The 23,826-nt window shown below is 71.7% G+C and carries 25 protein-coding genes; 12 read left to right on the plus strand and 13 right to left on the minus strand.

Annotated features, from left to right (window positions below):
* The first annotated feature begins 148 nt into the window (after positions 1 to 148).
* Complete coding sequence (locus ACZ5SK_RS11160) at positions 149 to 1,423, plus strand: MFS transporter (RefSeq protein WP_334581286.1); 1,275 nt, start codon at positions 149 to 151, stop codon at positions 1,421 to 1,423.
* Positions 1,424 to 1,860: 437 nt separating this feature from the next.
* Here the strand turns inward: ACZ5SK_RS11160 and ACZ5SK_RS11165 are convergent, their stop codons facing one another.
* Positions 1,861 to 2,799: an NADP-dependent oxidoreductase gene (locus tag ACZ5SK_RS11165; RefSeq protein ID WP_361702295.1), complete on the minus strand. Its 939-nt coding sequence runs from the start codon at positions 2,797 to 2,799 to the stop codon at positions 1,861 to 1,863.
* A 94-nt stretch (positions 2,800 to 2,893) separates the two neighbouring features.
* Between ACZ5SK_RS11165 and ACZ5SK_RS11170 the strand changes: the two genes are divergently transcribed.
* Both ACZ5SK_RS11170 and ACZ5SK_RS11175 read left to right on the plus strand, forming a co-directional pair.
* Complete coding sequence (locus ACZ5SK_RS11170) at positions 2,894 to 3,310, plus strand: winged helix-turn-helix transcriptional regulator (protein ID WP_334579049.1); 417 nt, start codon at positions 2,894 to 2,896, stop codon at positions 3,308 to 3,310.
* Between the two features lie 120 nt (positions 3,311 to 3,430).
* A complete protein-coding gene (locus tag ACZ5SK_RS11175) occupies positions 3,431 to 4,996 on the plus strand; it encodes a multicopper oxidase family protein (protein WP_334579050.1) in 1,566 nt (521 codons plus the stop codon).
* A 21-nt stretch (positions 4,997 to 5,017) separates the two neighbouring features.
* Here the strand turns inward: ACZ5SK_RS11175 and ACZ5SK_RS11180 are convergent, their stop codons facing one another.
* Positions 5,018 to 5,605: a flavin reductase family protein gene (locus tag ACZ5SK_RS11180; protein WP_334579051.1), complete on the minus strand. Its 588-nt coding sequence runs from the start codon at positions 5,603 to 5,605 to the stop codon at positions 5,018 to 5,020.
* A gap of 285 nt (positions 5,606 to 5,890) precedes the next feature.
* Between ACZ5SK_RS11180 and ACZ5SK_RS11185 the strand changes: the two genes are divergently transcribed.
* Positions 5,891 to 6,646 carry a hypothetical protein gene (locus tag ACZ5SK_RS11185; RefSeq protein ID WP_468575840.1) on the plus strand — a complete coding sequence of 252 codons (756 nt, stop codon included), beginning with the start codon at positions 5,891 to 5,893 and terminating at the stop codon, positions 6,644 to 6,646.
* Positions 6,647 to 6,649: 3 nt separating this feature from the next.
* Here ACZ5SK_RS11185 and ACZ5SK_RS11190 read toward each other — a convergent pair whose 3' ends face one another.
* The 4 genes from ACZ5SK_RS11190 to ACZ5SK_RS11205 form a co-directional block, all read right to left on the minus strand.
* Positions 6,650 to 7,456 carry an enoyl-CoA hydratase/isomerase family protein gene (locus tag ACZ5SK_RS11190; protein WP_443041269.1) on the minus strand — a complete coding sequence of 269 codons (807 nt, stop codon included), beginning with the start codon at positions 7,454 to 7,456 and terminating at the stop codon, positions 6,650 to 6,652.
* Positions 7,447 to 9,687, minus strand: a complete 2,241-nt coding sequence (locus ACZ5SK_RS11195; protein WP_361702302.1) for an acetate--CoA ligase family protein — start codon at positions 9,685 to 9,687, stop codon at positions 7,447 to 7,449. Before ACZ5SK_RS11195 ends, ACZ5SK_RS11190 begins: the two co-directional genes overlap by 10 nt.
* A 216-nt stretch (positions 9,688 to 9,903) precedes the next feature.
* Positions 9,904 to 11,391, minus strand: a complete 1,488-nt coding sequence (locus tag ACZ5SK_RS11200) for a flavin monoamine oxidase family protein (protein ID WP_361702414.1) — start codon at positions 11,389 to 11,391, stop codon at positions 9,904 to 9,906.
* Positions 11,392 to 11,670: 279 nt separating this feature from the next.
* On the minus strand, positions 11,671 to 12,861 hold the full coding sequence (locus tag ACZ5SK_RS11205) for a flavin-containing monooxygenase (RefSeq protein WP_334579055.1): 1,191 nt from the start codon (positions 12,859 to 12,861) through the stop codon (positions 11,671 to 11,673).
* Between the two features lie 199 nt (positions 12,862 to 13,060).
* Between ACZ5SK_RS11205 and ACZ5SK_RS11210 the strand changes: the two genes are divergently transcribed.
* The 3 genes from ACZ5SK_RS11210 to ACZ5SK_RS11220 all read left to right on the plus strand — a co-directional run bounded on the left by ACZ5SK_RS11210 (position 13,061) and on the right by ACZ5SK_RS11220 (position 15,145).
* A complete protein-coding gene (locus ACZ5SK_RS11210) occupies positions 13,061 to 13,456 on the plus strand; it encodes a Zn-ribbon domain-containing OB-fold protein (RefSeq protein ID WP_468156324.1) in 396 nt (131 codons plus the stop codon).
* Between the two features lie 126 nt (positions 13,457 to 13,582).
* Entirely contained in the window at positions 13,583 to 14,224 is a 642-nt protein-coding gene (locus ACZ5SK_RS11215) for a GNAT family N-acetyltransferase (protein WP_468156325.1), read from the plus strand.
* A gap of 51 nt (positions 14,225 to 14,275) precedes the next feature.
* Positions 14,276 to 15,145, plus strand: a complete 870-nt coding sequence (locus tag ACZ5SK_RS11220; RefSeq protein ID WP_468416640.1) for a GNAT family N-acetyltransferase — start codon at positions 14,276 to 14,278, stop codon at positions 15,143 to 15,145.
* Here the strand turns inward: ACZ5SK_RS11220 and ACZ5SK_RS11225 are convergent.
* Together ACZ5SK_RS11225 and ACZ5SK_RS11230 are read right to left on the minus strand one after the other, a co-directional pair.
* On the minus strand, positions 15,142 to 15,333 hold the full coding sequence (locus ACZ5SK_RS11225; protein WP_361702311.1) for a hypothetical protein: 192 nt from the start codon (positions 15,331 to 15,333) through the stop codon (positions 15,142 to 15,144). The two genes, ACZ5SK_RS11220 and ACZ5SK_RS11225, sit on opposite strands and share 4 nt — an antisense overlap.
* A gap of 10 nt (positions 15,334 to 15,343) precedes the next feature.
* Complete coding sequence (locus ACZ5SK_RS11230; protein ID WP_334579060.1) at positions 15,344 to 16,195, minus strand: Scr1 family TA system antitoxin-like transcriptional regulator; 852 nt, start codon at positions 16,193 to 16,195, stop codon at positions 15,344 to 15,346.
* Positions 16,196 to 16,465: 270 nt separating this feature from the next.
* Here ACZ5SK_RS11230 and ACZ5SK_RS11235 point away from each other — a divergent pair, with 270 nt between their 5' ends.
* From ACZ5SK_RS11235 to ACZ5SK_RS11245, 3 genes are read left to right on the plus strand one after another with little or no spacing between them, the layout of a single operon-like run.
* A complete protein-coding gene (locus ACZ5SK_RS11235) occupies positions 16,466 to 16,981 on the plus strand; it encodes an ATP-binding protein (protein WP_468575844.1) in 516 nt (171 codons plus the stop codon).
* Between the two features lie 51 nt (positions 16,982 to 17,032).
* Positions 17,033 to 17,407: a type II toxin-antitoxin system RelE/ParE family toxin gene (locus ACZ5SK_RS11240; protein ID WP_334579062.1), complete on the plus strand. Its 375-nt coding sequence runs from the start codon at positions 17,033 to 17,035 to the stop codon at positions 17,405 to 17,407.
* Positions 17,404 to 17,742 carry a helix-turn-helix domain-containing protein gene (locus ACZ5SK_RS11245; RefSeq protein WP_334579063.1) on the plus strand — a complete coding sequence of 113 codons (339 nt, stop codon included), beginning with the start codon at positions 17,404 to 17,406 and terminating at the stop codon, positions 17,740 to 17,742. Before ACZ5SK_RS11240 ends, ACZ5SK_RS11245 begins: the two co-directional genes overlap by 4 nt.
* 4 nt (positions 17,743 to 17,746) lie before the next feature.
* Here the strand turns inward: ACZ5SK_RS11245 and ACZ5SK_RS11250 are convergent, their stop codons facing one another.
* The 4 genes from ACZ5SK_RS11250 to ACZ5SK_RS11265 all read right to left on the minus strand — a co-directional run bounded on the left by ACZ5SK_RS11250 (position 17,747) and on the right by ACZ5SK_RS11265 (position 21,237).
* On the minus strand, positions 17,747 to 18,415 hold the full coding sequence (locus ACZ5SK_RS11250; RefSeq protein ID WP_334579064.1) for a pyridoxine/pyridoxamine 5'-phosphate oxidase: 669 nt from the start codon (positions 18,413 to 18,415) through the stop codon (positions 17,747 to 17,749).
* 15 nt (positions 18,416 to 18,430) lie between these two features.
* The gene (locus ACZ5SK_RS11255; protein WP_334579065.1) at positions 18,431 to 19,435 is read right to left on the minus strand and encodes an expansin EXLX1 family cellulose-binding protein; all 1,005 of its coding nucleotides are present in this window, start codon (positions 19,433 to 19,435) and stop codon (positions 18,431 to 18,433) included.
* 165 nt (positions 19,436 to 19,600) lie between these two features.
* Entirely contained in the window at positions 19,601 to 20,005 is a 405-nt protein-coding gene (locus ACZ5SK_RS11260) for a hypothetical protein (protein WP_334579066.1), read from the minus strand.
* A 62-nt stretch (positions 20,006 to 20,067) separates the two neighbouring features.
* A complete protein-coding gene (locus tag ACZ5SK_RS11265) occupies positions 20,068 to 21,237 on the minus strand; it encodes a thiolase C-terminal domain-containing protein (protein WP_468575847.1) in 1,170 nt (389 codons plus the stop codon).
* A gap of 83 nt (positions 21,238 to 21,320) precedes the next feature.
* On the opposite strand from ACZ5SK_RS11265, the gene ACZ5SK_RS11270 reads away from it, so the two are divergent.
* Together ACZ5SK_RS11270 and ACZ5SK_RS11275 are read left to right on the plus strand one after the other, a co-directional pair.
* On the plus strand, positions 21,321 to 22,568 hold the full coding sequence (locus ACZ5SK_RS11270) for an acyl-CoA dehydrogenase family protein (protein ID WP_468575848.1): 1,248 nt from the start codon (positions 21,321 to 21,323) through the stop codon (positions 22,566 to 22,568).
* The gene (locus tag ACZ5SK_RS11275; RefSeq protein WP_334579069.1) at positions 22,565 to 23,041 is read left to right on the plus strand and encodes a nitroreductase family deazaflavin-dependent oxidoreductase; all 477 of its coding nucleotides are present in this window, start codon (positions 22,565 to 22,567) and stop codon (positions 23,039 to 23,041) included. Before ACZ5SK_RS11270 ends, ACZ5SK_RS11275 begins: the two co-directional genes overlap by 4 nt.
* 86 nt (positions 23,042 to 23,127) lie before the next feature.
* Here the strand turns inward: ACZ5SK_RS11275 and ACZ5SK_RS11280 are convergent, their stop codons facing one another.
* The gene (locus ACZ5SK_RS11280; RefSeq protein ID WP_334581288.1) at positions 23,128 to 23,763 is read right to left on the minus strand and encodes a TetR/AcrR family transcriptional regulator; all 636 of its coding nucleotides are present in this window, start codon (positions 23,761 to 23,763) and stop codon (positions 23,128 to 23,130) included.
* Positions 23,764 to 23,826 lie beyond the last annotated feature (63 nt).

Raw genomic sequence — 23,826 nt, forward strand, 5'->3', positions numbered from 1 at the left:
CGAAGCCCCTGAAGCCTCCGGAGCCTCTGAAGCGCCCCGAGCCTCTGAAGCTCCTGAAGCGCCCGGAGCCTCTGAAGCCCCGTCAGCCCCCGAGGCCCCCGAGGCGCCCGCGGCCCCCGCGGGGCTCGGGCGGAAGCAGCCGTCCCGTATCCGCGTCCATCGCGCCTGGTTCGTCGCCGCCGTCACCTTCGTCACGATCATCGGTGCGGCCGCCTTCCGGTCGCTTCCGGGGCTGCTCATCGATCCGCTGCACGAGGATTTCGGCTGGTCGCGCGGCACGATCGGCGCGGCGGTCTCGATCAACCTGGCGTTGTACGGCCTTACGGCCCCGTTCGCGGCGGCGCTGATGGATCGTTTCGGCATCCGTCGGGTGGTCGCCGTGGCCCTGACCGTGATCGCGGTCGGTTCGCTTCTGACCGTGTGGATGACGGCGGCCTGGCAACTGCTGCTGTACTGGGGCCTGTTGGTGGGTCTGGGCTCGGGCTCGATGGCGCTGGCCTTCGCGGCGACGGTCACCGAGCGCTGGTTCACAGCACGCCGGGGCCTGGTCAGCGGCATCCTGACCGCGGCCTCCGCCTCCGGCCAGCTGATCTTCCTGCCGTTGCTGTCGTGGATGGTCACGCGCTACGACTGGCGTCCGGCGGCCGTGACGGTGGCGCTGGCCGCGCTCGCCGTCGTCCCCTTCGTGTGGCTGCTGCTGCGGGACCACCCGGCCGATGTCGGCCAGAAGCCGTACGGGGCACAGGAGTTCGTGCCGAAGCCGTCCCCGGTGCAGGGCGCCGCGCGACGCACGCTGCGGGTGCTCTTCTCGGCGGTCCGCACGGGGCCGTTCTGGCTGCTGGCCGGTACCTTCGCGATCTGCGGAGCCTCGACGAACGGCCTGATCCAGACCCACTTCGTCCCGGCGGCCCACGACCACGGCATGCCGGTCACGACAGCGGCCTCGCTCCTCGCGGTGATCGGCGTCTTCGACGTGGTCGGCACGATCGCCTCCGGCTGGTTCACGGACCGCTTCGAGCCGCGCCGGCTGCTGGCGGTGTACTACGCGCTGCGCGGCCTCTCGCTGCTCTTCCTGCCGATGCTGCTGGACCCCTCCGTGCGCCCGCCGATGATCTTCTTCATCGTCTTCTACGGCCTCGACTGGGTTGCCACCGTCCCGCCCACCCTGGCCCTGTGCCGCGAGCACTACGGCGACGACAGCGCGATCGTCTTCGGCTGGGTCCTCGCCTCCCACCAGATCGGCGCGGCCCTGGTCGCCTTCCTGGGCGGGTTGGCGCGGGACGCCTTCGGCTCGTACGACGTGGTCTGGTACGCGTCGGGCGCGTTGTGCGCGGCGGCGGCGCTGATGGCACTGGTCATCCGGCGCCGCGCCCCGCTCACCGCCCCGCTCACCGCCCCGCTCACCGCCCCGACACCGTCCTGAGACCGCCCCCCGGTCCCGCCCTGCCCGGCCTCGCCCCGCCCTGCCCGGCCTCGCCCCGCCCGACCGCGACGCTGCCGGGTCTCGCCCTGCCCGGTCTCGCCCCGCCCGACCGCGACGCTGCCGGGTCTCGCCCTGCCCGGTCTCGCCCCGCCCGGTCTCGCCCTACCCGACCGCGACGCTGCCCGGTCTCGCCCTGCCCGGTCTCGCCCTGCCCGGCCTCGCCCTACCCGGTCTCGCCGTGCCCGACCGCGACGCTGCCCGGTCCCGCCCCGCCCGACCGCGACGCTGCCCGGCCTCGCCTCGCCCGACCGCGACGCTGCCCGGTCTCGCCTCGCCCGACCGCGACGCTGCCCGATCCCGCCCCGCCCGGTCCCGCTCCAGCCGTGCCCGTGCGCCGCCCGCGGCTGTCGTCGCCGCCGTGGGGGCGGCTTGGGTTGTCATGGGGCGAGGATGATTTTTCCGGTGGTGCGCTTTTCCTCTATCGCGTGGTGGGCCGCGGTGGCTTCGGTCAGGGGGTATACGCGGTCGACGGTGATCTGGAGGCGGCCCGCTTCGATGCGGTCGGTGATCTGTTCCAGGACCTCGCCGGAGGGCTCGGCGGTGACCCAGACGTAGCGCAGACCGCGGGTGGCGGCCTGCTGTTCGTCCGTTCCCGGGTCGATCGACGCGCCGATGAGCAGGCCGCCCGGCCGGAGCACGTCGAGGGAACGGGGCCCGTACGCACCGCCGACCAGGTCCAGGACGACGTCCACGGGGGCGACGGCGGTCCGGAAGTCGGTGGCGGTGTAGTCGATCAGTTCGTCGGCGCCCAGTTTGCGCAGGAAGTCGTGGTTGGCCGCCCGCGCGGTGCCGATGACATGGGCTCCGAGCTCCTTGGCGAGTTGCACCGCGACATGGCCGACGCCGCCCGCCGCCGCATGGATCAGCACCCGGTCGCCGGGCCGGACCCGCGCCAGCACGGTCAGCGCCTGCCAGGCGGTGAACGCGACGAGGGGTACGGCCCCGGCGTGCACCAGGTCGAGGTTCTTCGGCGCGGCCGCCAGCGCGTCGGCCGGTACGGCGGTGAACTCGGCGTACGCGCCGCGCCCGGTGACCGCGAGCATGCCGTACACCTCGTCGCCCGGCGCGAACCGTGTCACGCCCTCGCCGACCCGCTCGACGACGCCGGACACGTCGTTGCCCGGCGTCCACGGCAGGGTGACCAGCCCGGGCACGCCGCCGGCCCTGAGGACCGCGTCGCCCGGGTTGACCCCGGCGCCGGCGACCCGCAGCAGCACCTCGCCGGGGCCGGGTTCCGGCACGTCGGTCTCGGTGTGGACGAGCACCTCGGGGCCGCCGAACGCGGACTGGACGATGGCGTGCATACGGGCGGACATCAGGACTCCTCGTCGGCGGGGTGCGATACGTCCCATCGTCGGCCTGTGCGATGTCCGCGCGGAAGAAGGCACTTGTCTGATATCGAGGTTCTTCATGGATACCGGCTTCGACCTGAGGAAACACGGTGGCGTGGACGTCTTTCTCCGCGACTGCCCCACCCGCGCCGTGCTGGAGTTGATCGCGGGCAAGTGGACCATGCTGGTGCTGGTGGCACTGGAGGACGGCCGGCCCATGCGGTTCGCCGAACTGCGCCGGCGGCTGGACGGCGTGACACCGAAGATGCTGACCCAGACCCTGCGCTCGCTGGAGCGCGAGGGCCTGCTGACGCGCAGCGTGTACCCGACCGTGCCGCCGTGCGTGGAGTACCGGCTCACCGGGCTCGGGCGGGAGGTGGGCGGACTGATCCAGAGCATCACCGACTGGTCGCAGACCAACATCGACGCCATCCGGGCGGCTCGCGAGGACTTCGACGAGCGGGCGGCCCGTCAACCCCCGCGGGCGGCCTACTGACCGTCCCGGCTCGCCGACGCGAGCGCAAGCACCGCGTCTGGACGACTACTCCACGTATCATATGGCTACATTCCGTGACGTACGGCTGTGCTGCCCGTCTGTTGCCCGTGGAGGCGATTCATGACTTCTCTGGACCGTCGTGGTGTGTTGAAGGGCCTGACGGTCGCCGCCGCCGGGGCGACCGTGACCGGCGCGGTGACGGGGTCGCCCGCGGCGGCGGCGCCGCACGCGGCGGCGGCGGGGCAGGCTGCCGCCGTCCCCTTTCCGCAGCCGGCGATGCGCAGGACGTCGCCGTCCACGGGGAGGCTGACGACCCGGTTGACCGTCCGGTTCACCGAGCTGAAGATTCCCGGGGTCGGCAAGGTGCTCACGCGCACCTACGAAGGGTCGGTCCCGGGGCCGACGCTACGGGTGCGCCCGGGCGACTCGCTCGAGATCACGCAGGTCAACGCGTTGCCGCCGAACACCGGGCCGCACGAGGACGACGCCAACATCCCGCATCACTTCAACACCTTCAACCTGCACACGCACGGGTTGGAGGTGGACCCCACCGGTGACGCCGACAACGTCTTCCGTGCCTTCGAGCCCGCCGAGACGCCCGGCGACACCACGACCTACCGCACCGTCATCAACGTCCCGGAGGGGCATCCGGCCGGTACGTTCTGGTACCACCCCCATCATCATGGATCCACCGCGACCCAACTGCTCAGCGGCATGAGCGGCGTGATCATCGTCGAGGGCGACATCGACCAGGTGCCCGAGATCGCCGCCGCCAAGGACGTCGTCGTCTGTATCAGCGAACTCAAGGTGTCCGCCGGACGGGTGCCGGATCTGACGTCGCAGGCCACCTGTGACGACACCCCCTCGACCTTCCTCGTCAACGGCGCACTGAACCCCGTGCTGACCATCGCCCCGGGGGAGGTCCAACGCTGGAGGGTCGTCAACGCCGGGCCGGTCAGCGCTCACTTCCTGAGCCTGAGCGGGCACGAGATGCACCAGATCGCCTGCGACGGCATCACCTTCATGAACCCCGTCACCACCACCGGACTGACCCTGCCGATGGGCGGGCGAACCGATCTGCTGATCCGCGGCGGCAAGCCCGGCACCTACAGGTTGACCGGCGGCGGCGCCTCCGGGCCGCTGCTGACGCTCGTCGTCACCGGCGAAGCCCGCCCCAAACCGATGCCGCTGCCGAAAAGCCTGCCCGGCCGACCCACCGACATGCCCGAGCCGACCCGCAACCGCACCCTGATCTTCCGCACCGACGAGGACGTCTTTCCGGGCCCCTTCCCGAACGCCTACCGCATTCTGGGCGACGGCGAGACCCCGCCCGCCGACCCCGAGGCCGGCCGACGCGATCTCGCCTGGGGCCGTTTCTCACCCGACTACGTCAACCAGCGCATCCGCCTGGGCGAGGTCGAGCAGTGGACGGTCACCAACGACTCCCATAGTCGCGGTCACGGCCATCACCCCTTCCACCTGCACACCAACCACTTTCTCGTCACCGCCGTCGACAACCGCCGCCTGGCCACACCTGTCTGGCACGACACCGTCGACGTCCCACCGGAGGGCACGATCACCTTCCTGCTGTGCGCCCAGGACTTCACCGGCCGCGCCATGCTGCACTGCCATCACATCGAGCACGGGGACGAAGGCATGATGCAGATCATCGAGTACGTGCGCTGACGCCGAGGGGCGGCGGAGCGGTCAGAGGAACCGGCCCTTGTGGAACAGCAGCGGCTGCTCGTCCGTGCCGTCGCCCGCGCCCAGGGCGTTCACCCGGCCGACGACGATGAGGTGGTCGCCGCCTGTGTGGACGGCGTGGATCGCGCAGTCGATCCAGGCGAGGGTGCCGGCGAGGCGGGGGGCGCCCGACACGGGGGCGGCGTCGTGGTCGACGCCCGCGAACTTGTCGGTGCCGCTCCTCGCGAAGGCACGGCACAACGGGCCCTGCGCCGCGCTCAGCACGTTGACGCAGAAGGCGCCCGCGCGGGCGATGCGCGGCCAGGTCGTGGACGTCCGCCCCACCATGAACGCGACGAGGGGCGGATCGAGGGAGAGCGAGGAGAACGACTGGCAGGCGAAGCCCGCGGGCCCGTCCTCACCCTCCGCGGCAGGCGCCGTCACCACCGTCACGCCCGAAGCGAAGCTTCCCAGCACGCGCCGGAACTCACCCGGATCGACCGGCGCCCGCTCATCCTCCCGGACGCAACGCAGTTCGGGCCGGGGCAACGCCTCGACCGGCCCCGCCCTCAGGTAACGAACGGCGGCTGCCGCCATCCCCGCATGTCCCATCACACTCCCCATTGAAGCTGACGGCATGTCAGATGGGAAGGGGTGCGGGGCGCGGGAGGACCCGGCGGTGCGCTTGCGTACGCTGCGGGCATGGGGTGGGGGAACGGGCGTACGAACACGGGGTGGAAGCGGGCGGAACCCGAGGTGGTCGCCGCCATCGCGGCCGGGGCGGCATAGCTCCCGGCCGCCTTTCTCCTGTGGTGGTTCCACAGCCTGGCCGCCGACGCCTACGGCCGTGACTACGGCGGCGGCTTCGGCCTCGCCTGCCTGTTCCTCTTCGCGCCCGTGTATCTGCCGGTGCTGGGTCTGCTGCACGCCTGGACACAGACCCTTCCGGGCGTCATCCTCGCCGACCTCGCCCTGGCCCGGCTCCGGTGGCCGCGCTGGGGACGGCATCTGCTGGGTGTCGTGCTGGTCGGGGCGGGGTGGGCCGCGGTGACCGGCCTGCTGTGGGACTGGCCGTTCCTCGCCGTCGCCCTGGTGCTCGCGGCGCTCGGAGTCCTGCCCGTCCTCGCGATGGCGTACACGCGGCGAAAGACCCTCCGGAGCACCTGGAGTGCCTGGAGCACCGGGGGCGTCTGGTGGTGGGCGGGGGTGGGCTCCGTCGCGCTGTTCGTGCTCGCCTTCGCGGGCGCGGAACTGGCCGACGCCACCGGCCTGATCGAGGAGTACGAGCCTCCGGAGCTGTCCGCCGCGAAGGTCGCCGGTGTCTGGCGCGGCGACGACGGGGCGGAACTGCGGCTCCTGCCGGGCGGACGCGCCGAGTTGGCGAGGATGCCCGCCGAGAGCGAGTTCGGGTCGGACGAGGACATGGCCGTGTGCGACGGCGCCGGCACCTGGACATATGCGACGGAAGGCCGGTACGAGACTCGGGGGCAGGTCGTCGTACGTCTGAGCGCGGGCAGTGGCACGGGCAGCGGCTGTGGGGACGAGACGACCTGGAGGGTCAGCGGGACGGATCGTGCGCCCGAGCTGTTCGTGATCTTCGGGGATCCGGACGACGGCGAGCTGCGGATTCTGAAGCGGGCCGCCGCCCGGTAGCTGTCAGCGGCCCCTGAACTCGGCTGCCCGTCGCTCCACGAAGCTTGCCAGTCCCTCTTCGGCGTCCGCTGTCGTCATGTTGATCTCCTGGGCGGTGGCCTCGGCGGTGAAGGCGGTGCTGCGGTCTGTGTCGAGGGACGTGTTGATCAGGTGTTTGGTGAGGGCCAGGGCGCGGGTGGGGCCGGCGGCCAGGCGGGCCGCCCACTCGGCTGCCGTCTTGTCCAGCTCCTCGTCCGGGACCACCCGGTTGACCAGGCCGAGGCGTTCGGCGTCCGGCGCGCTGAGCGCGTCGCCGAAGAACATCAGCTCCTTCGCGCGCCGGGGGCCGATCAGGCGGGGGAGGAGATAGGCGCCGCCGGCGTCGGGGACCAGGCCGCGGCGGACGAACACCTCGATGAAGCGGGCCGATTCGGCGGCCAGGACCAGGTCGCAGGCGAACGCGAGATGCGCGCCCAGACCGGCCGCCGTGCCGTTGACCGCCGCTGTCACCGGTTTCTCGCAGTCCAGGACGGCGGAGATCAGGCGCTGGGCGCCGAGGCGGATGGTGCGGGCCACGTCGCCGGCGACGCGTTCGCCCGCCGGGGAGCCGCCTCGCAGATCGGCTCCCGCGCAGAAGCCGCGGCCGGCGCCGGTGAGGACCACCGCCCGGACGTCCGGGTCGGCCGAGGCCTGCGCGAAGAGGTCGATCAGGTGGTCGCGCATGTCGGGGGTGAGGGCGTTGAGGGTCTCGGGGCGGTTGAGGGTGATGTGAGTGACCTGGTGGTCGGTCTTCTTCCCTATCCAGGGCGGGACGGCGGGCCTCACCGGCACACCGCCAGCGCGTCCAACGCCACCGCTCCCTGGCCCCAGGGCAGTACCACCAGCGGGTTGATGTCGAGCTCGGCCAGGTCCTCGCCGAGTTCGAGGGCCATGCGCTGGACGCGCAGGACGACCTCGACGAGGGCGTCCAGGTCGGACGGCGGGCGGCCGCGGACGCCGTCCAGGAGGGCCCGCCCACGCAGTTCGGCGAGCATGGCGCGGGCCTGGTCCTCGCCGAAGGGCGGGACGCGTACGGCCACGTCGTGCAGGACCTCCACCAGGACGCCGCCGAGACCGACCGTCACCGTCGGACCGAACAGGTCGTCGTGGGTCACGCCGACGACCATCTCCACGCCCCGCTCGACCATCTGGCACACCAGGACGCCGTCCAGGGACACGCCCTCGTAGCGGGCGATGTCGGTCAACTCGCGGTAGGCGTCGCGGACTTGGCTGGCCGAGGTGAGGCCGATCTTCACCAGGCCCAGCTCGGTCTTGTGGGCGATCTGTCCGCCGGACGCCTTCATCACCACCGGGTAGCCGACCAGCGCCGCCGCCCGCACGGCCGCCGCCGCGCTCGTCACCAACTGCTCGCGCGGGACCCGGATGCCGTACGCCCGCAGGAGTTGCTTCGCCGCGTGTTCGCTGAGCTGCTCACCCGGCCGCATCAGCAGCCGCGCCTTGCGGAACGACGGCGACGGGGTGCGCGGGGCCTGGTCGAAGGGGGAGTGGTAGTCGCTCACGAAGCGGTGGTGGTCGAGGTGGGCGCGGACGGCGGTGATGCAGCCCGCGAGGGTGCGGAAGGTCGCCACCCGGGAGGAGCCCAACAGCACGTCACGGTAGGCGGGTTCGGTGCCCACCGGGGAGCCCCAGACCGCGCACACCAGCTTGTCCGTCCGCTCCGCCGCGTCCACCAGGTCCTGGACCAGGCGGTCGCTCAGGGGCGGGAACGGGCCGGTGATCGGGCAGATCAGCACGCCGACCGCCGGGTCGTCGAGGATCGCGTCGATGATCTTCCGGCCGCGCCAGTCGCCCACCGGGTGGCCGCCGTTGTCGACCGGGTTCGCCACGTTCAGGTACTCGGGGATCCACTGGTGCAGCTCGGCCTGCTTGGCGGGCGACAGCGGCGGCAGCTGTAGGCCCGCCGCCGTCGCCAGGTCGGCCGCGTGGGCGCCGGTGCCGCCCGAGATGGAGTAGACGACGACGCCGTCCGCCTGCGGCGGGCGGGCCCGCGCCAACAGGGCTGCGGTGTCCTGGAGTTCGTCCAGGCCGTCGACGCGGATCACGCCGTACTGCCGCATCGCCGCGTCGACGACGTCGTCCGCGCCGGTCAGCTTGCCGGTGTGGGAGGCGGCGGTGCGGGCGCCCGCCTCGGTGCGGCCCACCTTGACCGCGACGACCGGCACCCCGCGCCGGGCCGCCCGGTCGGCGGCGAGCAGAAAGGACCGGCCGTCCTTCAGGCCCTCCACGTAGCAGGCGATCGCGCCGACCTCCGGGAGCTCGGCGAAGTAGGAGAGGAAGTCGGCGGTCTCCAGGTCGGCCTCGTTGCCGGTCGGCGCCCAGTGGGAGAGGCGGATGCCGAGCTCTTGCAGGGCGAAGACGGGGCGGCCCTGGTGGCCGGACTGGGTGATGAGGGCGATCGACGGGCCGGTGAGGTCGTCCCGGAAGCGTTCGAAGGCGTTGAGGTTGGTGTTGGGACCGAGCAGCCGTAGGCCGGTACCGGACCGGCCGGACCGGGCGACCGCCGCCGCGAGGCGTTCCTGCGCGAGCGCGCCCTCCTCGCCCGTCTCGGCGAACCCGGACGCGAAGACGACCGCGAACTTCACCTTCGTCTCGGCGAGTTGCTCGATCACCGGCAGCGGGTCGGCGACCAGCAGCACCGCCAGGTCGACCTGCTCGGGCAGCTCGGCGACGGACGGGAAGCAGGGCAGTCCGAAGACGCTCTCGCGGGTGGGGTGCACGGGATGCAGCCGCGCCCCCACCCGCTCCGCCCAGTCCACCAGCTGCCGGGTGACACCGGTGTTCGGGCGTCCTTCGGCGTCCGAGGCGCCGACGACCGCGACCGACTCGGGCCGGAAGAACCGGTCCAGGTCGGGAACGGCCGCGTAGAGCGGGCGGCCGCTGACGTCGAGGTCGTCGGCGTCGGCCGGCCGGCCGTGGACGGCGGGCCCGGGCTGCTCGCCGCACGCGATGACCCGGGCCCGGCGGGAGTCGGTGGTGAGGGTGCCGTGGGTTGATCCAAGCATCGGTCCGCCCCGCTCCTGTGTGACTGTCATGGATGACTGCCATGAGTGCCTGTCATGGGTGACCGCCAAGTAACTGACGCTCTGTCAGATTACAGAACTGACGGGATGTCAGGAATGGGCGTGCACACAGAAAGGAACGGACCTGCGCGAATCGCAGCCTGCGGTAGTGCCGCGCCACCGCCGCAAGTACCGCCGCAGTACTGCCTGCGGCGCCTTCTACAGCGCCGCCAGCACCTCCTTCGCCACCCGCTCGCCCGATCGCACCGCTCCGTCCATGAAGCCCATCCAGTGCAGGGACGTCTCCGTCCCGGCCCAGTGGATCCCGCCGACGGGCGCACGCAGCGCCGGACCGTACTGCGTCAGGACGCCGGGCGCGGCGATGGAGACGGGGCCGCCGCGGGTGTAGGCCTCGTTGTTCCAGCGTTGCAGCACGAAGGAGGTGGGGGAGGCCGCTTTCTCGCCGAAGTACGTGACGTAGTCCTTCAGGACGGCCGCCCTGACCTCCGCCTCGCTCGCCGCGTCGTACGCCCGCGCCTCGTCCGCCTCGATGAAGCCCATCAGCGCGCCGTAGGAGGCGTCGGGCGGGGAGTTGTCGAAGGTGGAGCTGACCACTCCGGTGTCGCTGACGACCTGGCCGTTGAGGCCGTCGGCCCGCCAGAACGGGGTGTCGTAGATCGCGATCGCCTTGCCGACCGAGGCCATCGGCAGGCGCTGGGTGAGCTGGTCGCGGGCGGCCGGCAGAAGCGGGTCGTACGTGATGCGGGCGGCCAGCGGCGGGGGTACGGCGACGACGACCCGCTTGGCGGTGACGGTGATGCCGTCGGCCGTCACCACGTACTTGCCGCCGGACCGGGCGACCGTGCGCACCGGCGCCTTCAGCACCACCCGGTCGCCGAGCGTGGCGGCGAGCTTGATCGGCACCTGCTGGGAGCCGCCGACGAAGCGCTGTTCCTGGGCGCCGTTCGCGGTCTCGGTGAGGCGTTCCAGGGTGCCGGGGGTCGTCTCGTTGCCGGCGGCGGCGATGTAGAAGAGGACGAACAGCAGGGAGAGTTCCCGGGGTTCGGCCGAGAAGATCGAGGTGCAGGCCACGTCCAGGAGGAACTTCGCCGACGGGATGACGGCGTTGGCGCGCAGCCAGGACTCGAAGGTCTGCCGGTCCCACTCATCGGCCTTGGCGGCGGTCCAGGGCGCGTCGACCGGCACCTGCTTGGCCATGTCGTCCAGCGAGGCCTGCACGATCGCGGCGTTGGCGAGCCCGGCCGCGTCGACGGGCGGAACCGAGCCGAGGAGGCCGTCGGTGGCGTACGGCGTCTTCTTGCCGTCCTTGTAGAGGAGGTTCTTGCCGGTGTTGTAGGTGGGGAAGGTGGCGACGCCGAGGGAGTCGGCGAGCGCCTTGATGCGGTCCTGGGTGGGGCCGATGAACTCGCCGCCGCCCTCGGTGACCCCGCCGTTCGCGAGGGCGAGGTTCAGGACCCGGCCGCCGACGCGGTCACGGGCCTCCAGGACGGTGACCGTCTTCCCGGCGGCGACCAGATCGCGGGCCGCGGTGAGGCCGGCGAGTCCGCCGCCGACGATCACGACGTCGACGTCCCGGCTGGTGGCCGTGGTGGCCGCGGACGCCGGGGTGGCGGCGGCGGTCGCGGTGAGGGTGGTGGCGCCGGCGGCCACGGCGGCGGTGCGGCCCAGCAGGGAGCGGCGGGACATACCCGGGTCGTTGCTGGGGGAGTGCTGTCTTTCACTTGCCACGTGCGTCCTCCGTCAGATGCGAGAGGTGGGGTGGAGTCAGAAGGTGGAGCCGGAAGTGGAGCCTGGAAGTGGATCCGGAAGGCGGATCCGGGAAACGGATCCGGAAAGCGGGTCCGGAAAAGCTGAACAGGGCTCACATTCTGCTGCCGGGCGAGGGCATGCCACAACGCTCTCGGCACATCTGACACACGTGTAACTGGCAGAGGAATGACCGGAGTTACCGGGAGTAACGGGTGGTCACCGAAGTTGCCGACGGACGGCCTTCGCGATCTTCTCCGCGTCGATCGCCAGCTCGCGGAGCGTGCCGCTGATGGGCGTGGTGAAACCGGTGAAGTACAGGCCGGGAGCGTCCTTCGGGGTGCGGGCGCCGTGGGCCACGGGTCTCCCGCGGTCGTCGAGGACGCCGAGATGGCCGACCAGCCCCTCCAGGGCGCGGACGTATCCGGTGGCGGCGACGACGGCTTCCGGCGAGATCCGGGCGCCGTCGGCGAGCGCGATCTTGCCGCCGTCCTCGAAGCTCTCCACGGCGGCCACGATCTCCACCCTGCCCTTGCGGACGGCGTCGATCAGACCGACGTCCTGCACCGGGATGGCGCCGTCCTTGACGCGGGAGTAGAGGCCCGTGTCGGGGCGGGGCAGACCGTGCGCCGACAGGTCGGGCACGCTGAGCCTGGCCATCGGCCGCGCGAGCCGGTCGACGAGGCCGACCGGCAGCCGCCGTACCAGGACCGCCGTGTACTGCGCGGCCCACCCGGCCGTCGAACGCCGCACGATGTGCGGGACCGTGCGCACGGACAGCCGCACCCGGGCCGCGCCGCTCTCCACCAGGTCGACGGCGATCTCGGCGCCGGTGTTGCCGACGCCGACGACGAGGACGTCCCGGCCGGCGTACTCCTTGCCGCTGCGGTAGCCGGACGCGTGCGCGAGGTCGCCGGTGAACGTCTCGCGGCCGGGCCAGTCCGGCAGGTGCGGGGTGTGGTTGTAGCCGGTGGCGACGACGACGGCCGAGCCGACGAGCTCGCGCCCGCCGGTGGCGTGCAGCAGCCAGCCGGCGCCGTCCGGGGTGCGCTCGACCCGGGTGACCTCGACGCCGGTGACGATCTCCAGCTCGTGGACCTCGGCGTACTTCTCCAGGTATCGCACCACGTCGTCGCGGGCCGCCCAACGGCCGAACCGGCGCGGCATCTTCAGCCCCGGCAGGGCGGAGAGACGGCGGGTGGTGTGCAGATGCAGCCGGTCGTAGTGACGCCGCCAGGACGCGCCGACCCCGTCGGCCTTCTCCACGACGACGGCGCGTATGCCCTGGGCACGCAGCGCATACGCGGTGGCGAGACCGCCGGGGCCGCCGCCGATGACGTAGACGGGGCGGTCGGCCGGGTTCGCGGTGGTGATCGTCCGGGGGGCCGGGCGGGGTGCGGAGTCTTCCATGAGCGCGAGCGTAATCACGTGCGCGATTGATGGGTCTCGGTCAAGAGGGGAATTGGTTGCGGATCGATCACGTGTGGGGGAGGTGTGGGTGGGGCTTGTGACGTAGGCCACCTGGTTGTGCGCGAAGCGCGAAGGGGAAAGGCGGCGGGCCGGTTGCGCCGGGTTCCCGGATCTCATTGTCTGACGTACCGTCAGATTCATGACGGCACAGCGCTACGACGTCCCCGAGGCCGACGTCTTCACCCGCACGTACTGGGACGCGGCGGCGGAAGGCCGGCTGCTGATCCGGCGCTGCGGAGCGTGCGGGCGGGCCCACCACTACCCCCGGGAGTTCTGCCCGCACTGCTGGAGCGAGGACGTGACCTGGGAGGACGCGAGCGGCCTGGCCACCCTCTACACCTGGTCCGTCGTCCACCGCAACGACCTGCCGCCCTTCGGACAGCGGACGCCGTACGTCGCGGCGGTGGTCGACCTGGCGGAGGGACCGCGGATGTCCACGGAGGTGGTGGAGGCCGGCCCCGGGGAGTTGCGGGCGGGGCTGGCGCTGGAAGTCGTGTTCCGGGAGGGCGTGCCGGTGTTCAGGCCAGGGGCCTGAGCGGGCGGGTGGTGCGTAGGGCCTTCGGGCTCTCGGGCGTTCGGGTCTTCGGGCTCTCGGGCGTTCGGGCCCTCGGGCGCTCGGGTCTTCGGATGTCGAGCGTTCGGCCGGGTGTTCAATGAACGGATGACCCGTATACGTCAGCCGTACGCGGCTCCCCCGCCAGCCCCCGTACTCGACGGCCATGGCCTCCGTCTCCGGCTCTGGAACCCCGAGTCCGCCGCCGACGTGGACGCGTGGCTGCGCGGGCACCTCGACCCGGAGTTCACGCGGTGGAACACCCCGCTGCGCACCGTCACGGACATCGACGGCGCGCTGGAGTCGCTGCGGGCGAAGGTGGCGGACGCGGCCGCGGGGACGAGCGTGAACTTCTGCGTGACGGACGACGAGGACGGAACGATCCTCGGATCGGTGTCCGTGAACATGATCGACCGGATCCAGAGCTCGGGCAACGTGGGGTACTGGATCCTTCCTGAGGCCCGCGGCAGGCAGGTGGCGACCCGCTGCCTCCTCCTCGCTGCCCGCTGGGCATTCGACGAAGCGGGCCTGCACCGCCTGGAGTTGGGCCACGCGCTCGGCCACGACGCGTCGTGCCGGGTCGCCGAGCGGTGCGGTTTCCCGTACGAGGGGACACTGCGCGGCGCGATGTGGGAGTCGGGCCGCAGGGACGCGCACCGTGACGTCCATCTGCACGGACGCCTGGCGACGGACCCGGAGCCGGAGTTGGAGCTGAAGACGGCGAGGGACCCGGAGCCGGAGACGCCGTGAACGCGGCGTAATCCGGAGGCGGTCACCGGCGCCCGCGCGCGACGATGAGTCATGCGCCCCGACGACTGGCACCTCACCCACGACCTCGACGCGTTCCTCGACCGCGCCGGTGACTTCCTGCACTCCCGCCCCGCCCTGCACACGGTCCCGCTGACCGTGACCAACGGCCTGCGGCGCAGGGGCCTGCACGTGTACGGCGACGCGGATCCCCTCTTCGGCACGCTGGACGCGGGGGACGGCGGGATCCGCGCCGTGTTCTTCCGCACGCCCCCGCACCGGATCTACCCCACCTCCCTCACAGCGGAGGAGGCCGACGCCCTGGCCGCGAGACTGGCTTCCCTCGGTCACCACCTGCCCGGCGTCTCCGCCGACCGCGACACCGCGGCCGCCTTCGCGCAGGCGTGGCAGCGGCGGACAGGTGCCGAGCCACACTTGTACGAACGCCAACGCCTCCACCGCTTGGGCGAGTTGACGTCCCCGAAGCCGTCCCCTCCCGGCCGCGCGCGGGTCGCCACCGCGGCCGACCGCGCCCGACTGGTCCGCTGGTACGACGAGTTCATGGACCAGGTCGGCGCGGGCACCGCCCAGGACAGCGGAGCCTGGGCCGACTCCCGGATCGCCTACGGCGGAATCACCCTCTGGGAGACGCCCCACGGCACCCCCGTCTCCATGGCCGGCGCGACCCCGGAGGTGGCGGGCCAGATCAGGGTGGCCCCCGTCTACACCCCGGCCGAGCTGCGCGGCCGGGGCTACGCGGGCGCGGCGACGGCCGAGGTGAGCCGCGCTGCGCTGGCCTCGGGTGCGGCGGAGGTCCTCCTCTTCACCGACCTGGCGAACCCGACGAGCAACGGCCTCTACCAACGGATCGGCTACCGTCCGGTGGCGGACTTCGCGGTGTACGAGTTCTCGTCCTTGCCTTAGAGCAGGTGGTCCGCCTTGCCTGCCTTGATTTCGAGGATGAGGGCGCGGAGGGCGTCGTGGGTGTCGGTGAGGGGGGCGTCTTCCTGTCCGGCGACGGCGATGTAGGCGTTGCCGGCGGGGTCGGTGCCTATGCGGAAGCAGTTGGCGCCTTCGGCGCAGTAGGGCTCTTCCCAGGTGATCTGGTTCATCGGAGGCTCCTCAGAGGTGGCTGGCGATGTTGCGCATGAAGTCGCGTGACTCAGCGGACGGCAGTGATGCCGCTTCCATCCAGTCAAGGTGCGCGCGGTATTTGTCGAGCTGGGACTGACCGTGCAGGAACTCGGGTCCGTGGGCCGAGTCGAGTTCCACGGTGTCGAGTTGAGGCACCGGTCCTCCCGCATAGATCACGGCTTGCCCGGCTCCGGGGAAGGCTCCGGCCCGGAATGGGATCACCTGTACCTCGATGTTCTCCAGCTCGGACAGTTCACAGAGGCGTTCGAGCTGGGCACGCATGATCTTGACGCCGCCGAACTCGACGCGCAGGGCGGCCTCGTGCACGTATCCGACGTAGGTGACGGGATTGTCGCGGTGCAGCACCTGCTGGCGTTGCATGCGCAGGGCCACGCGAAGTTCGACCTCACCCGGCGACAGGGGAGGCAGGGCGGCGGCGAAGAGTGTGCGGGCGTAGGCGTCGGTCTGGAGGAGACCCGGAACGTGCATGGCCAGGCCCGCCCGTATGTGCCGGGCATGCCATTCCAACTCCGCGATGTCCATGAGGGCTGCGGGGAGTTGGCCCCGGTAGGTGTCCCACCAGCCCCGCGTGTTGTCGGCGGCCATGTCGGCCAGCGCGTCGACGTACGCGTGGTCGCGGCATTCGTAGTTGCAGGCGAGGGTTCGTAGACGTTCCGGCGTGATGATCCGGACGCCGGCCTCGATGTTGGAGATCTTCGTCCGGTCGGTCCCGAGGACCCCTGCGGCGTACTCCGTGGTCACCTGTGCTGCGAGACGCATTTTTCGCAGCTCGGCGCCCAGTCGCTTCTGGCGCTCGCTGGGTGTTGCCCTTGGCGGCATGTGTCAGTTCCTCCAGTGGTCGCGGCGTCAGTCTGCCCCCTTTTCGCTGCACCGGTCCACCCGTATTGGTGGCAAGTCCGTTGATTCAGTGGCAATTTTCCACGCGCTTCCCCTACAGTCTGCAACAGGTCGACCACAGAGCCGTTACAGCCGTCCCGGAAGCGCATCACGCGGGTCCGCCCGTCGTCTCCTCCCCTGGGAGGGGTGGGCCCGCGTCAGGGTGACAGGCCACCGGGGTCTTCAACCTTCCCCTCGCACAAGGGAGTTGCCGTGCATCTCGATATCGCGTCCTGCCAGTCCCCGACCCTCGCCCCCGTCGATGCCCCCTTCTCTCCGACACGCCCGGAGGCCCTCGCCTACAGCCTCACGCTGCCCGCCACCCCACGAAGTCCCGGTATCGCCCGCGCGGCAACCCGGGCGATCCTCCACGCGCACGACCTCGCCGAGGCCACCGACGCGACCGTGCAGGTCGTGAGCGAACTGGCCGCCTGTGCCTGCCGTTTCTCCTCCACGGCCAACGTCTACGTGTCACTCCGCTATCGCGACGAAGCCCTGCGCGTCACCCTCTACGACGGCCACCCCCGCCACGCCCACGTCCGCCTGGGCGCCGCCTGCGACCTGTCCCGACGCGTGTCCCTGCGCGTGCTGGACCGCGTCGTGCAAACCTGCCGCGGGGACTGGGGGATCGGCGGCGGCCGTGAACCGGGCGGCGGCACCCGCATGTGGGCGGTACTGCCACGCGCGGGAGCCTGCGCCTACCTGCGCGACGGACGCTCGTATGAGTGACGAGGCCCCGGAAGCGAGATCTTTGCCGCACGGGCTGGTTGGGTTCGCGGAGTGACCAAGCCCTACGTGATCGAGTTGGAGCCGGAAGTGCGGGCCTGGCTGGCAAACCTCTCTCCGCAGCACTACCGACAGGTGGAGGAGAAGGCCGACCTTCTTGCCCGGTCTCCGACAACCCTGGGGGAGCCACACTCTCGTAACCTGGGAGACGGAGTGCGAGAGCTGCGGTTCGTCCTGGGCGGTAATGCCACGCGAGTGACGTACTGGCTGGCATCCGGCCGTCGGATCGTGCTGCTCACCGTCTTGAGAAAGACCAGGATGCGGGAGGAGGCCGAGGTGAAGCGCGCCATGCTGGCGAAAGAGCTGTGCGAGGCCGAGCATGGTCCCGCACACGACGAGTTCACTCGTGAATTCCGGGAGGACCTGTGAGTCACACCCGCTGGAAGCTGTCGCGGGAACGGCGGGCTGCCGAGGGCCATGTCGAGCCTCCGGAGGTCGTCGCCGAGCGGGAGCAGATTCGGCTGGCGCTCGCCTTGGGGCAGCTGGTGCACGATCGTCGCGTGGCCCTCGGGCTGACTCAGGCAGGGCTGGGCGAGCGCCTTGGGATGGCCTCCGGTGACGTGGAGACCATCGAGCTCGGCGGGAGGCTGCCGCTCACGGCGGACCTGCTGGTCAGGCTGGCGGCGGCGCTGGATGTCACCGTGGACCTGCGTGTCGTCTCCGACGGGCACAACACGGTGGCGTTCGAGGAACGCGCCGCCTGATCCCTTACGGCCAGAGCAGCTCCCTGGTCCAGCTTTCTGCTGCCTGCCGCCGGTATGCCAGTCGTACGTGCCGTCGCCGCGCGTCGCCCTGGAAGAACTCCGCCGTGTCCGGGCGCAGGCGGTACAGGGTCCAGGTGGGGGACTCCGCCTTCGGCTCCCGGGATGCCCGGTTCCAGGCCTCCTCCGATGCCGCCGCCAACTCCTCCAGGGAGTCCAGCACTTCACTCTGGCGGCCGGTCAGCGCAGCGGCCAGCGCGCCCGTCGAGCGGACGTGCAGGTCGGTCTGCGCCTCCTCGGCCGGAGCCACGGTGACCGGGCCCCGGAGGCGGATCTGCCGTCCGTGTACCGGCCAGTAGAAGGTGAGCGCGGCGTAGGGGCGGGCGGCGAGGTGCCGGCCCTTGCGGCTGGTCGCGTGGGTCGCGAAGGACCAGCCGTCCCCGTCGGCGCCGTGCAGCATCACGATGCGGGCGTCGGGCAGGCCCTCCTCGTCCGACGTCGACAGCGTCATCGTGTGCGGCTCGGTCTCACCGGCCGCCACCGCGTCCGCGAACCACTCCGTGAAGAGGGGCAGGGGCTCCTCGGGAGCGGTCGTCGGGTCGAAGGGCGGCAGGGTCGTCGTCTCCGGGTCCCAGACCCGCAGCGACCTGAGCAGCTCATGAAGATCGGTGGTCATGTACCGAGTATCAGGTCAGTGCCGGGCGAACTGGACCCGCGTCGACTGCACCGTCTCCGGTCGGACGGCGATCCCCTCGACCGTCAGTTGTTCCCCGTAGATGTCGGTGAGCCTGATCGTTCCGCCGCATCCGCGGCCCTGTTCGGAGAGGAAGTAGTTGTACCCGGTGCGGGGCAGCGCGAGCCAGGAGCCGTTCGCGCGGACCTCCAGCCGGGCCAGCGGGTTGCGGTGGCCGATCGCCTGGATGCCGCACCAGTACTGGGTGGAGCCGGTCTTGTAGCGGATCGAGATCGTGTCGGACGTGGCCGGGCTCAGCAGGCTCCAGGTGACCGGGATCCGGCCCGCCGAGAGAGGAGCGAGCTTGGCGAAGGCCTGTCGGCTCAGATCGAGTTGGCCCGGCTGGCAGGGCGCCGGGCACTCGTTGGTGATCCGCACCGTGATGGACGCGCCGCCCCCCGCACGGACCAGGACGTACGCGCCGCACGCCTTCGACGTCTCGTAGTCCGCCGTGTTCATCGCCGCGGTCATGACGTCCGAGGTCGGGCCGTAGGAGCAGGCGCCGTCGCCGTTGCCGATGTCATAGGAGGTGGCGATGCCCTGGTAGCTGGTGCCGGGCTGGATCCGGCCGGCCTGCGGGGCCGAGCCGGACGCCGTCCGGGCGGCGGGCGCGGCGGGCGCGGCGGGCTTGGCCGCGGGCCGCTTGGACTTGGACGGGGTGGCGGACGGCGATGTCGTCCCGCCGGCCGTCGGGCTCGTCGTCGGAGACGCCGTCGAAGGCTTCGGTGACACGGATGCCGCCGTATCCGCCGCCGTCGGCGACCCGTCCGCCTGGGCGCCGGCCACCGGCTTGACCGTGCCCGCCCCGTCGCCGCCCCCGCCGTCGGGGCGGAAGGCCACGACCAGTGACACGACGAGCGCGACGGCCGCCACGGCGACCACGGTCACCGTGGGGACACGGCCCGTGCGCCTCTCGGGGCGGCGCTCTGGGCGGCGGGATCGTCGGTGCGAGGAGGGTGCCACGGATGAATCCTTACGCGGTTCGGCGGAGCACGTCCGGCAAACGAGACTTCCGGAGACGGGAGCCACCGGCGTCGGAATCCCCCGGGGGCGGAAGCTTCCGACCTGTCAGTGGCCGCCCAACCCGAAAAGGTTGCCGGTCATCCCATCCCGTCCGAGGCCTTCGTCTCACGTTTCGTCGCGGTGGGTGAGGCGGCCGTCGGTGAGTCGCCAGTAGTGCTGGTGAGGGGTCAGTCGCCAGGTCTCGTCGGCGGTGATCGCACCCTCGATCCAGCGCAGAAGCTGGGGGAGGGCCTCGGCCCGGAGAAGGGCGCGGGTGGCGGCCCGTTCGGCGGCGGCGACCGGGTGGACGCCTATGCGGACGCCGACTGCGTCCGGGTGGACGCCGCGGCCGTAGTTGCGGGGGTGTGGAGCGATCCATGCGGCGCCCAGGACGATGGTGCCGCTGCCGTGCCCGGTGAGGAACTCCAGGTCCGTGACGTGGGCCATGGCGGCGCCGAGGAACTCGGTGATGTCGGTGGCGGTCAGGGGCCAGGCGCGGTCCCTGGGCAGTCTTCGGTTGCGTGCGGACATGGGGAGAAGACTGGCAGGAGCTTCCGGCCGGGTCTTCGTGCGGGTGGGAGCCGTCGCGGACGTCAGTCCCGCCCGAGCACCACCGTCCCCGACGAGCAGAACCAGCCGCCGGTCCCGGAGGCCACTCCGAGGCGGGGCAGGCCGCCGTCGCGGCGCCGCACCTGACGTTGCCCCGCCTCCCCCCGCAACTGCCGCACCGCCTCCACCAGCAGGAACAGCCCCCGCATCCCGGGGTGTTGGGCCGACAGGCCGCCGCCGTCCGTGTTCACCGGCAGCTCCCCGCCGGTCAGCAGCCGGCCCTTCTCCACGAACGCGCCGCCCTCGCCCTTCTCGCAGAAGCCCAGGTCCTCCAGGGTCACCAGCGTCATGTAGGTGAACGCGTCGTAGATCTCGGCGAAGTCCATCTCCTGCGGGCCTGCCCCCGCCCGCTCGAACGCCAGCCGGCCGCTCACCGCCGCCGGGGAGACCGTGAAGTCGTCCCACTCGGACATCGAGGCGTGCGAGACGTGCTCGCCCGTCCCGAGGATCCACACCGGGGCCGTACGGCAGTCGCGTACGTACTCCTCGGCGGCCAGCAGCAGCGCCGCGCCGCCGTCGGAGCGCAGGCAGCAGTGGAGCTTCGTGAACGGGTCGGCGATCATCGGGCCCGCCAGGACGTCGTCGACGGTGATCGGGTCGCGGAACATCGCCTCGGGGTTCAGGGCCGCGTTCGCCCTCGCCTGGACCGCGACCTGCGCCAACTGCTCGATCGTCGTGCCGTATTGGAGCATGTGGCGGCGGGCGGCCATCGCGTACTTGGCGATGAGCGTGTGGCCGTAGGGGACCTCGAACTGGAGCGGGCCGCGTCCGCCGAACGCGAAGGTGCCGGTGCGGCGGCCCGCCCTGATGTCCGCGCGGGGCGTCGAGCCGTAGGCCAGGAGCACCGCGTCGGCGTGGCCCGCGGCGATCGCGTCGGCCGCGTGGGCCGCCATGACCTCCCAGGTAGCGCCGCCCACCGAGGTGGAGTCGACCCAGGTGGGGCGCAGGCCCAGGTAGTCGGCCAGCTCGACGGGGGCGAGCGTGCCGAGGCCCGCGGAGGCGAAGCCGTCCACCCGCGAACGCTGAAGTCCCGAGTCCGCGAGGGCGCGGCGGGCCGCCTGGGCGTGCAGGGCGTACGGGGTCGCCTCGTCCACCCGCCCGCAGTCGGAGAGCGCCACGCCCACCACAGCCACCTTCCGGCTTCCCGCGGCCATGAGCGGCCACCTCCCTCTTCCCTCTGTGCATCTCGTTCCCGGACTCCTAATATGACGGACCGTCAGATGTGGAGGGAAGTGCCATGGACCCCAACTTCACCGCCGAGCAGGGCGAGATCCGGCGCACACTGCGCGAACTCCTCCACAAACGCTCCGGCCCGCACGACCTGCGGGCGGCCCTCGACACCCCCGACGGCCACGATCCCGCTCTCTGGACCGCCCTCGCCGAACAGCTCGGCCTGCCCGGACTCGCCCTCCCGGAGCCTTACGGCGGTGTCGGCTGCCCCCGCACCGACCTCGCGCTCGCCGCCGAGGAGACCGGCCGGGCCCTCGCGCCCTCCCCGCTGCTGGCGACCTCCGTCCTCGCCGCGCCCCTGATCCTCGCCCTCGGCGCCGACGCCCAGCGCGCCGGCCCGCTGCCCCGGATCTCCGGCGGCACCCTGACCGCCGCCCTCGCCGTCCCGGCCCCCGCCCTCGCGACCGCCCTCGGCCTGACCGGCCCGGGCGGCGGCGACTGGTCCGGCGGCGGGCGTGCGGGGGGCGTCCAGGCCCGCCGCACGGAGGACGGCTGGCGGTTGTACGGGGAGGCCGCGCAGGTGCTGGACGGGCACAGCGCCGGGCTGCTGGTCGTCGCCGCCCACACCGGGGGGTTCGCACGGTCGCGCACCCTGCTGTTCCTGGTGGCGGGGGACGCCTCCGGGCTCGTACGGACCCGGCAGACGGCACTTGACCCGACCCGCCCGCAGGGGCGTGTCCAACTCCGTGACGTGCAGGCCGAGTTGCTCGGCGAGGAGGAGGCAGCGGCGGATGTTCCGGCGGCGCTGGCCCGCGCCGGTGATTTCGCCGCCGCCTTCGTCGCCTGCGAGGCCGTCGGGGCCGCCGACCGGGCGCTGGAACGGACCGTCGAGTACCTCAAGCAGCGGGAGCAGTTCGGGCGGGCGATCGGGTCCTTCCAGGCGGTGCAGCATCGGCTGGCGGATGTGTACGTGCAGGTCCAGGCGGCCCGGTCCGCCGCCTATTACGCCGCCTGGGCAACAGGCCAGGACGGGCGGCAGGACAGGCAGGACGGGCAGGGTGGCGGGGGCGGTCAGGACGGTCACGGTGAGCGGGTCGGGGGGCTTGCCCTCGCTCAGGCGCTGGACGCGTTGCGTCGTGCCGCCGCCGAAGGTATCCAGTTGCACGGTGGCATCGGGTTCACCTGGGAGCACGAGGCGCACCTGTACTTCAAGCGGGCCGCCGGCGACGAGCTGCTGTTCGGGCCCGTGCACCGGCTCCGTGCCCATGCCGCCGGGCAGGCCCGGCTCTTCGAGAGGGCGGAGGTGTCGGTGTGATCGGCGTCCGACTGGTGCAGAAGGTCTCCTCGACGCGGGCGTTCGCGAAGGTCGCCCCGCATGTCGTCCCCGCCCTCGACCGGGCCGTCCACCGCCTGACCCGGGGGAAGGTGCTGCTCAGCGCCCAACTGCTGCCGGGGGTGATCCTGACCTCCACGGGGGCGAAAAGCGGGCAGCCGCGGCGGACGCCGCTGGCCTGCATGCCCGAGGAGGGCGGCGGGAGCTGGGTGCTGATCGGCTCCAACTTCGGCCGCACCGGGCATCCCGCGTGGACCGCCAACCTCCTCGCCCACCCCGACGCCGAGATCAACTGGAAGGGCACGGACGTTCCGGTGACGGCCGTGCTGCTGACGGGAGAGGAACGGGCGGCCGTCTGGAAGGAACTGCTGGCGTTCTGGCCGCCGTACGCGACGTATCAGGCGCGCGTGGAGCGGGAGATCCGGCTGTTCCGGATCCTCCCCAGAAGAAGCTAATGCGGCAGGCGGCAGCTCACTGGTGTGAACTGCCGCCTGGCAGACAGGACGTGACGGTAACTGACGGTAAAGGGAGTGGGGCCGGGCTACTTCGTCGGCTTCTTGCCGGTGATGCCCAGGTGCACCAACAGCGCCAGGTTCGGCTTGAGTTCAGCCTGCTTGACACCCCACGTCGTGAAGCCCTTCTGATGCGAGGCGACCGCCGCGAGCATCGCGACGAGCGCACCGGCGACAGCGGCCGGGTTCACGTCCTTGTCGACCCTGCCCTTGGACTGCAACTCGGCGACCGCGTCCGACAGGGAGTTGTTCACCGAGTTGAGGATCTTCATACGGAGTTTGTAGAAGCGTTTGTCGCCCTCCGCCGCGCCGAGATCGACGACTCTGAGGATCGCGTCGTTCTTCCGCCAGAACTCAAGGAAGCCGTCGACGAGCTCCTGCGCCGTCTGCCAGCCGGCCTTGCCGACCCACGACCGGCCGGCGACCAGCTCGGTCAACTCGGCTCCCTCGGCGGCCATTTGCTCGGCGATCTCCAGGACGGCGCCCTCGACGTCGGGAAAGTACTGGTAGAACGTCGCGGGCGAAGTACCGGCCCTCCGGGCGACATCAATGACCTTGACGTCCCGGTAGGGAGAGGAGCTGAGCATCTCGCTGAGGCAGTCGAGCAGCTTCTGCCGCGTCGCCTGCCCGCGCCGACCGGCCACGCGGCCGTCGACGGTACGCACTTGTCCTGTCATGCCGTCAGCTTACCGAGGGGTGATCGGAGCGCTATTCGGCCGACTGCAAAT

Source organism: Streptomyces sp. NPDC031474, from assembly GCF_055581185.1.

Coding starts and splice junctions, on each gene's coding strand:
- ACZ5SK_RS11165 (WP_361702295.1), bottom strand. CDS start 2,799: ATGTCCGCCCGTATGCACGCCATCGTCCAGTCCGCGTTCGGCGGCCCC.
- ACZ5SK_RS11170 (WP_334579049.1), top strand. CDS start 2,894: ATGGATACCGGCTTCGACCTGAGGAAACACGGTGGCGTGGACGTCTTT.
- ACZ5SK_RS11175 (WP_334579050.1), top strand. CDS start 3,431: ATGACTTCTCTGGACCGTCGTGGTGTGTTGAAGGGCCTGACGGTCGCC.
- ACZ5SK_RS11180 (WP_334579051.1), bottom strand. CDS start 5,605: ATGGGACATGCGGGGATGGCGGCAGCCGCCGTTCGTTACCTGAGGGCG.
- ACZ5SK_RS11195 (WP_361702302.1), bottom strand. CDS start 9,687: ATGCTTGGATCAACCCACGGCACCCTCACCACCGACTCCCGCCGGGCC.
- ACZ5SK_RS11200 (WP_361702414.1), bottom strand. CDS start 11,391: ATGTCCCGCCGCTCCCTGCTGGGCCGCACCGCCGCCGTGGCCGCCGGC.
- ACZ5SK_RS11205 (WP_334579055.1), bottom strand. CDS start 12,861: ATGGAAGACTCCGCACCCCGCCCGGCCCCCCGGACGATCACCACCGCG.
- ACZ5SK_RS11210 (WP_468156324.1), top strand. CDS start 13,061: ATGACGGCACAGCGCTACGACGTCCCCGAGGCCGACGTCTTCACCCGC.
- ACZ5SK_RS11215 (WP_468156325.1), top strand. CDS start 13,583: ATGACCCGTATACGTCAGCCGTACGCGGCTCCCCCGCCAGCCCCCGTA.
- ACZ5SK_RS11220 (WP_468416640.1), top strand. CDS start 14,276: ATGCGCCCCGACGACTGGCACCTCACCCACGACCTCGACGCGTTCCTC.
- ACZ5SK_RS11225 (WP_361702311.1), bottom strand. CDS start 15,333: ATGAACCAGATCACCTGGGAAGAGCCCTACTGCGCCGAAGGCGCCAAC.
- ACZ5SK_RS11230 (WP_334579060.1), bottom strand. CDS start 16,195: ATGCCGCCAAGGGCAACACCCAGCGAGCGCCAGAAGCGACTGGGCGCC.
- ACZ5SK_RS11250 (WP_334579064.1), bottom strand. CDS start 18,415: ATGACCACCGATCTTCATGAGCTGCTCAGGTCGCTGCGGGTCTGGGAC.
- ACZ5SK_RS11260 (WP_334579066.1), bottom strand. CDS start 20,005: ATGTCCGCACGCAACCGAAGACTGCCCAGGGACCGCGCCTGGCCCCTG.
- ACZ5SK_RS11265 (WP_468575847.1), bottom strand. CDS start 21,237: ATGGCCGCGGGAAGCCGGAAGGTGGCTGTGGTGGGCGTGGCGCTCTCC.
- ACZ5SK_RS11270 (WP_468575848.1), top strand. CDS start 21,321: ATGGACCCCAACTTCACCGCCGAGCAGGGCGAGATCCGGCGCACACTG.